Origin of the sequence: Paenibacillus maysiensis, assembly GCF_000520815.1 — a bacterium.
Lineage (GTDB): Bacteria > Bacillota > Bacilli > Paenibacillales > Paenibacillaceae > Paenibacillus > Paenibacillus maysiensis.
Genome location: NZ_ASRY01000153.1, coordinates 1 through 7503, shown reverse-complemented (window position 1 = coordinate 7503; position 7503 = coordinate 1). Strand labels below are relative to the sequence as shown.

Genomic DNA, 7503 nt, shown 5'->3' with positions numbered 1-7503 from the left:
ACTTGTCAGGTTATGATCTTAATTGCGTCTTATATAATACCATTGAAAATGCAATTATGACATAAAAAAAATCACATTTTAATCAATATTTAATGAAAGTTTTCCGAAAATGATGTATAATTATTGACATAATAAAATGTACGAGGTGATCATCATGGCATTATTAAACAGAGTACAGGAGTTAAAATTGCAACTGCCTAGCGAGCATCACAGCATTTCACAATACGTGGAGCATGCGCTGCATTCAATTGACAGTTTTGTTGAGCAACATCGTCAATTTATAGCCGCTCAGGCTTTGTATGGTGAAAAAATTAACGGCACGGAAGAAAGACTGTTTCGAGATACCATTTCCGAGATTAAAGCTCAACTGGTGGCCACGCTGGAAAAGACGGTTGAAGATTTCTCTCACAAAGGCGACAAGCACTGGAAGAACCATTATCAGGACGGCGTAGAATAAGTTGAAAAATAACCCCCGGACCATGGACCGGGGGTTATTTTCGCATAAGTGATATATACGATATATGAAGATTATTTTAACACTCTGACAGAGGTAGCTACTGTCTTACCGTTATAAACCACTTTAATACTTGAATTTCCGTAAGCCAATGCTTTCACCTGGCCTCCGCTAACCTGTACGATAGAAGGCTTGGAGGAAGTCCATGCCGCTGAACTTGTCACGTTGGCAATTGTGCCTGTGTCATAAACCGCATTCACGCTCAGCACTTGAGAGGAACCGTTAGGAAGCTTCAAGTTCTTGTTACTCAATACCAGCTTGAGCAGCTTAGGTGTAACCTTGACCTCAATGTTAAACGACTTATCCTGGTATGTGCCCGTAATCGTCGCTGTTCCAATCCCAACCGCTTTGATGGCTGAGCCTTTTACAATCGCCACGGAAGCATTGGAAGTTGTCCATTTCACTTTGTTGCTGAGCGTAACTTTTTTACCATCTGTATATACACCGATGACCTTGACGGATTGACTCCCTTTCAAATTCATTTCAGCGCTTGAGAAGCTTGGCGTTAACGTAGAAATAGTTCCTTCCACGATGACAGGCACTTTCACATATTTATTCAAATACATAGCCTTAATTCCGGAGTTACCCCCGCTTACTGCTTTTACCTTGCCATTTCCTACTGTAACTGCAGCAGTAGTAGCCACCCAGCTGACTTGATTGGTAACATCGAGCGTTCCACCACCAGCCATTTGTGCTTTTACCGTGGGAACACTCACTTCTTGTCCCGCTACGAGCACATATTTTTTCTCGGAGGCGGTCAGCTTGAGTACTTTGTATTGTACAGTTACCGGGATATCTAGCTTAATGGCACCCAATGTAGCTGTCAGTGTCGCGCTACCCGGGTTCACTGCAATCAGCTTACCGTTTGCAATTTTGACGACACTTTCATTGCTTAGGCTCCATTTTACATCGGATTGTACTGCTTTTTTGGCTCCATTGACCAAGTAAGCAGATATGCTCGGAAGAGCCGTTTTGCTTCCTGTTTCGAGAGATAAGCTTGCTTTGCTTGATACCAGCTTTTCAATGGTCGACAATACGTTGACCTTCAAGGTCTTGCTCAAACCGTGATAGGACACTGTAATTACCGAATTTCCTGCGTCCAATGGACTAATTTTTCCTTGCTCCACTGTAGCAACCAGCGGATTGGAGGAAGTCCATTCTGCAGTGCTGGTAACATTAGTTTTACCTCCGGTAAGGTTCACATCAGTCGCATTGACCTGAATTGGTGAACTACCCAGGAAGACCGATTGGGAAGCGGATGGACTCAATATTAATGCTTGGGAAGAGGAACGTACATACACGATCGTTTGTGCTTTGAGTTCATCTTTGCTTGCTTTAATGTAAGTCATGCCCTTGGCAAGAGGACGAACCAGACCATCCTCCACTGTAGCCACGGACGGATTCGTGGATGTCCATTCCATACCAGATACTTTTTCTGTACCGCCCGCTGTAAGCGTACCTTGGACAGTCAATTGCTTCGAGTCTCCGCTCACCACCAGATTGATAGGACCGGATGGATCTATTTGCAGCTTGCTGTAAGGCGATTTAACCGTAATTGTTGTGCTTACCGTTTGCTGTTCATATGTGGCAACAACCTTAATCTGCCCTTTTGACACAGGAGTAATGAGTCCCTTATCTACCTTTAAAATGCTTGAATCCCCAGAGATCCATTCTGCCTTTTGTGTAACATCTTCTTTGCCCTTTTCTGTCAATGACCACACTTTTAATTGAGCGGGGCTTCCACCCAGATTCAATGTAGTCGGATTTTGACTGTCCCACTGTACCGTGGAGGTCGTGCTCCCCTCCGCTTGGATCAAACCCGCTGGCAATACTGCAAATAAAAACATCAGCACAGCAAGTAAGAAGGTACTCCGTTTGCTCATACGTTTCATTCGTTTCTCTCCCTTAGTTTCAGTTCTATAAATAGGATATAATTAACAATCCCATTACTTTATCGGTAAACAGCTACTTGATTTGAACCCTTAGGAAGAAAAAAAGGCCGATTATAACAGTTAAAGTTCTCCGCGTAGCGACCTGACCACGAACTGATGACCTTCCTTGGACAAGATTTGTCCATCATCCAAAACAACATCGTAATCCGTGTGACTGGTCAATTTTGCGTTGAAGGCAATCAACTGGTCTTCTTTCCAAACGGTCACCGCCGATTGAAAAAGAATGGCATTATCAAACTGCAATGGAACGCTCATCACATAACCGATAGAATTTAGCTTCGCCGGATGACGGCTTTTGCGCTCACGCCCGGGAGGGAGCATCGTAATATACGTAATATTTTTAAAAGGAATAGACAACATCTTCGGGCCTAAAATAACGCACTTGTGCATGTCATCCCATTTTTCGATCGTGCCGCGCACCTTTTGGGTATGACCGTTGTTGCCGTGATGCAAAATGACCTGACGTCCCTTCCATTGACGCATGTCCTCACCTCCAGTGCTAGCGGTTAGGAATCTCCCACCGAATCGGTTCCATTCCATGCTCAATCAAAAATGCATTGGTGCGCGAAAAAGGCTTGCTGCCGAAAAAGCCTCTGTGAGCCGCCAATGGACTCGGATGGACGGATTTCAGCACCAAATGCTTACTGGTATTCACAAAGCTAGCTTTTTTCTGAGCATGGCTCCCCCACAAAATAAACACTGCCGGCTGCTTACGCTCATTAATGGCTTCAATGACGGCATCTGTGAAACGTTCCCAGCCTATTCCCTGATGAGATTGCGGTTGTCCTTCACGCACGGTCAGCACATTGTTCAGCAGCAGCACTCCCTGCTCTGCCCAAGGAACAAGGTAGCCTTGATTGGGAATGGGGGTGCCGAGATCATCGCGCAACTCTTTATATATATTTTGCAGAGACGGCGGTGTACGCACACCTGGTCTTACGGAAAAGCTCAAGCCATGAGCTTGTCCCTCTCCATGATAGGGGTCCTGCCCCAATATAACCGCTTTGGTAAGATGATATGGTGTTAATTTAAGTGCGGAAAACAAATCTTCCTTTGGAGGGTAGACTTTATGTATCTTGTATTCACGTGCTAATGTATACCTCAATTCATTGAAATAAGGCTTTTCTACCTCTTCCCGTAAAACTTCATCCCAATCATTACCAAACATAACTCCCGTCTCCTCTCGATATATGGGTCCCGAAATGTTTAGGCGCTTTATTCACAAAAAAATAAGCTGGTCTCCCTCATCCGGAGCCAGCTTATTTATTCGTTACCTGTGTTACATGCCGAAGGACCAGGATAGAAACCATACGATAATCAGCTACCATTGGATCTAAATTCGATTTCCTTATTATAGCATTAAAGATAATCGTGTCAAGTAACTGTAAACCCAAATCCGCACGGTACCTCGTAACAATCAAGGGATTGGCTCAGCACATTGGATTAAGCCTTATGAGCGTTCAGATACTCTAGCGCGTTATACAACATAATGGCTGCTTCCGCACGTGTAATCTCGCTTTTTGGATTAAACTTTCCGCTGGCATCCAAGTTATTGACCTTATATACAAGCGAACGCTGAATGCTGCCTTGATAGGAAGGCTCCAACTTGCTATCATCAGCAATCGTTGCAGGTGCAATTTTGATCATCGGCAGGCTGCCCGCTTTTTCCATGCCCTGAATCAGCATATGGGTGAACTCTTCCTTGGTCAGCGTTTTTGAAGGATCGATATCTTTGGGAATCTCCACGCCATTATAATGCGCGTTGATAAAGGCTTCGGCATACCATGCTGTATCCTTAACATGGGAGAACAGTCCGCTGGCCTGTGGCGCCTTATTAAAATCAATAGCAGCCAAACTGAGCTGAAATCCGCCGGAGATCAACTGAATGCCTTGGGCAGCAGTCACTCTAGAGGCGGGGAGAAACTGCGTATCAGAGACCCCTTTGAGCAAACCCTGATTTTGAAGGGAAATGATTTTGTCTTTGCCGCTTATGCTGTCCAAATCCTTGAACTGATTGCCCGCCGCAAACATTTGACCTCCAAAAGAGAAGGAAAGAAGCAATACTGTGGTCATAGCTGCGAATGCGCTTTTTCTCATATTCATGTAAGTTCCACCTTGTAGTTGAATTAGGCCGCCTGGCCATTAACAACCTCTTTGACGCAGTTCAGGATGGAAAGGTTGCAAGCGATCTAACAGTGATTCGGATGAAGATTGCGGAATGCTCAATTCTTATCTTTCACGCCAATCACGATGACATCCCCCTCAAAATTATGCATATCAATAACCATTACATTGTCCTGAGAAACAGTTCGGGATTGAGTTGGTCGGCCTGCGCACGGACGGCGGGGCTTCCTCCAACACTCGGCTGATGCAATTTCAGGCCGATATTCTGGTCAACCTTGTGACCGATCCACATGTGCCGAGCTGTCGGCCATGGGTTCGGTCTATCTCGGTGGGCTCGGCACAGGCTTTTGGTCCGATCCAGAGCAAATCGCTTTTAATCTTAAAATGTATGAAGCATACGAACCAAAGATGGATGACGCTACCAGAGAGAAATATCTTGCTTTTACTTTTACAAAGGCCCTTTTATTAAGTTACTCACTCGAACGATATAACTGACCCAACGCTTTTACAAACTCACGTGCTGCCGGGGTCGCTTCATCAAAGGAATGCGCGATAATTCCGATATCCCGCGTAATTCGGGGAATAATCTCTTTAACGATTAGTGAATGGGACACCGAGGAAAGCGTAAACTTCGATATAATGCCGATGCCCAGCTTTTTTTGGACCATGTGGACTAACGTTTCAGCCGTTTGGACCGTGAGACTCTCCTGGAAAGGAATTTGCTGCTCATGCAAGGTGTTTAATACAGCAGATTCATGTCCTCCTTTACAGAAGATAAGGTCGTTCCTGTTCTGTTCCAGAGAAACCTTGTGTTCTGCTTGCAATGGATGATTCTCCGGTATGATGGCAACCATGGAATCGTGTTCAAGAATGCGGACGTCATAATGATCGAATGGAGAAGCTACTATTCCAATCTCGACAGTGCGATCCTCCACCCATTGTTTAATTTGGTTCGAGTTTCCTTCCATCAGTTCAATGGTGACTTCGGGATATTTGGAGCGGAATAAGCAGATCGCTTCCGGAAGCAAGTTCGTAGAGGCCGCCGGGAAGGAGCCTATTTTCACTTTACCGCGCAAAAGCTTATTCTCCTGACACGCAAGCTGAACCATTTTATGTTCGATCTCCTTCATTTGTCTGGCCAAACTTAGCATTTCTTTTCCCACTTCGGTCAGTACGAGTCCATTTTGCTTGTCGCGAATAAACAATTTTACCTGCAAAGTATTTTCAAATTGGATCAAAGCCTTGCTAACCGCAGGCTGAGAAATAAACAGTGCTTTGGCAGCCTCCGTCATATTCATTTTCTCCGCAACCTTCATAAACACTTCAAGATGATTCATATTCACAGACATACACCCATTATAACCATACGGTTATTCCCTCTATGAAATAATAGTATTTCAGTTATATCAAAACATACCTTATGATAAAAAACAACTCCTGCTCCTTATGAGCAGATGTAATGCTTGATTAGAAGGGGATTGGAATATGAATGCAAATCTGAATTTTACCGAACAAACTACCAGAGATACAACTTCATCTAAAGGGCTTCCATGGGGCGGGTTGCTGGCGCTTGCTATGACCGGATTTATTTGTATTCTCACCGAAACGCTTCCCGCTGGTCTATTGCCACAAATCAGCAAAGGACTGGGAATATCGGAAGCTTTGGCTGGCCAATTGGTCACGTTGTATGCTCTCGGTTCGCTCGCTGCCGCAATCCCGTTGACTGCCGCAACACGGGGCTGGCGACGACGGCCTTTATTATTGCTCTGTATCATTGGCTTTCTCATGTTTAACACCATTACGGCACTGTCTTCTTACTATATCTTGACGCTGGCTGCCCGTTTCCTTGCAGGCGTATCCGCTGGTGTGTTATGGGGGATGCTTGCTGGCTATGCCCGGCGAATGGTGTCGGATGCATTAAAAGGGCGCGCCATGGCTGTCGCCATGGCAGGAACCCCGCTGGCTCTTGCCCTCGGCGTTCCATTAGGAACGTTCCTCGGTGCGCTTGTTGGCTGGAGAACGGTTTTTGGTACCATGTCCATTCTCGCGGTAGTCTTAGTCGTCTGGGTACTATGGAAACTTCCGGATTTTCCCGGACAGGCTTCCCACCAGCAACTCCCGCTGAGTAAGGTTTTCACGATTGCCGGTGTTCGTCCCATTTTACTTGTCGTTTTGGTTTGGGTGCTGGCGCATAATATTCTGTACACCTATATCGCTCCTTATTTGAGTCAGGCTGGACTGGCCTCCCGAACGGATGTGGTACTGCTTATTTTCGGGATAACTTCGGTTGCCGGAATTGGATTGATCGGTGCATTGATCGACCGCTGGCTGCGTCTATTGGTACTCATGAGTACCCTTGGCTTTGCTGTAACTGCTGTGGCACTAGGAATCGGAAGTCACCAACCTGCCATCGTGTATTTAAGTGTTGCTCTGTGGGGACTGACCTTCGGCGGTGCCGCTACCTTATTACAGACCGCATTGGCCGAAGCGGCGGGCGAGAGCGCAGATGTAGCTCAGTCTATGCTTGTAACTGCTTGGAATCTGGCCATTGGCGGGGGCGGCTTGCTTGGCGGAATTCTTTTAGAGACGCTTGGGGTTCACTCTTTTCCGTGGACGTTGCTTATCCTTATGCTTCTTGCCTTCGTCGTTTCGTGGGGTGCCAAGGAACACGGGTTTTCTGCAAGAAGATATGAGTAGACCGGAACTCAAGAAACGGTATGGATGGAAGGAAAAAATTGTTTAGAGGTCAGCAGGTGATGGTAGCTTGAAAGTTGCATCATGAGATATGCAGAAGCTAAATAAAACATGGGTTAAGTTACAAAGAACCTTCCAATCCATCTTGATCGATTGGAAGGTTCTTTTACTGGGACCGAGCCCTCTAATACAGCACCTTCTCCAAGCAGCGTGCCAATT

7 protein-coding genes are annotated in these 7503 nt (G+C 45.7%); 2 read left to right on the top strand and 5 right to left on the bottom strand.

The features are described from left to right. The first annotated feature begins 154 nt into the window (after positions 1–154). Positions 155–457 carry a hypothetical protein gene (locus tag L696_RS0109505; protein ID WP_025683436.1) on the top strand — a complete coding sequence of 101 codons (303 nt, stop codon included), beginning with the start codon at positions 155–157 and terminating at the stop codon, positions 455–457. A gap of 71 nt (positions 458–528) precedes the next feature. Here L696_RS0109505 and L696_RS0109500 read toward each other — a convergent pair whose 3' ends face one another. The 5 genes from L696_RS0109500 to L696_RS0109480 all read right to left on the bottom strand — a co-directional run bounded on the left by L696_RS0109500 (position 529) and on the right by L696_RS0109480 (position 5939). Continuing rightward, entirely contained in the window at positions 529–2406 is a 1878-nt protein-coding gene (locus tag L696_RS0109500; protein WP_025683435.1) for an Ig-like domain-containing protein, read from the bottom strand. A 120-nt stretch (positions 2407–2526) separates the two neighbouring features. Further along, the gene (locus L696_RS0109495) at positions 2527–2949 is read right to left on the bottom strand and encodes a hypothetical protein (RefSeq protein ID WP_025683434.1); all 423 of its coding nucleotides are present in this window, start codon (positions 2947–2949) and stop codon (positions 2527–2529) included. Positions 2950–2965: 16 nt separating this feature from the next. Beyond that, positions 2966–3634: a uracil-DNA glycosylase gene (locus tag L696_RS0109490; protein ID WP_025683433.1), complete on the bottom strand. Its 669-nt coding sequence runs from the start codon at positions 3632–3634 to the stop codon at positions 2966–2968. A gap of 275 nt (positions 3635–3909) precedes the next feature. Further along, positions 3910–4569 (bottom strand): S-layer homology domain-containing protein, encoded by a 660-nt coding sequence (locus L696_RS0109485; RefSeq protein ID WP_025683432.1) that lies wholly within the window; start codon positions 4567–4569, stop codon positions 3910–3912. 491 nt (positions 4570–5060) lie between these two features. Then, complete coding sequence (locus tag L696_RS0109480; RefSeq protein WP_025683431.1) at positions 5061–5939, bottom strand: LysR family transcriptional regulator; 879 nt, start codon at positions 5937–5939, stop codon at positions 5061–5063. Between the two features lie 136 nt (positions 5940–6075). Here L696_RS0109480 and L696_RS0109475 point away from each other — a divergent pair, with 136 nt between their 5' ends. Continuing rightward, a complete protein-coding gene (locus tag L696_RS0109475) occupies positions 6076–7287 on the top strand; it encodes an MFS transporter (RefSeq protein ID WP_025683430.1) in 1212 nt (403 codons plus the stop codon). Positions 7288–7503 lie beyond the last annotated feature (216 nt).

What these genes read in the sequence shown, in the direction of transcription:
- L696_RS0109475 (WP_025683430.1), top strand. Translation starts at nt 6,076, where the DNA reads ATGAATGCAAATCTGAATTTTACCGAACAAACTACCAGAGATACAACT.
- L696_RS0109490 (WP_025683433.1), bottom strand. Translation starts at nt 3,634, where the DNA reads ATGTTTGGTAATGATTGGGATGAAGTTTTACGGGAAGAGGTAGAAAAG.
- L696_RS0109480 (WP_025683431.1), bottom strand. Translation starts at nt 5,939, where the DNA reads ATGTCTGTGAATATGAATCATCTTGAAGTGTTTATGAAGGTTGCGGAG.
- L696_RS0109505 (WP_025683436.1), top strand. Translation starts at nt 155, where the DNA reads ATGGCATTATTAAACAGAGTACAGGAGTTAAAATTGCAACTGCCTAGC.
- L696_RS0109495 (WP_025683434.1), bottom strand. Translation starts at nt 2,949, where the DNA reads ATGCGTCAATGGAAGGGACGTCAGGTCATTTTGCATCACGGCAACAAC.
- L696_RS0109500 (WP_025683435.1), bottom strand. Translation starts at nt 2,406, where the DNA reads ATGAAACGTATGAGCAAACGGAGTACCTTCTTACTTGCTGTGCTGATG.
- L696_RS0109485 (WP_025683432.1), bottom strand. Translation starts at nt 4,569, where the DNA reads ATGAATATGAGAAAAAGCGCATTCGCAGCTATGACCACAGTATTGCTT.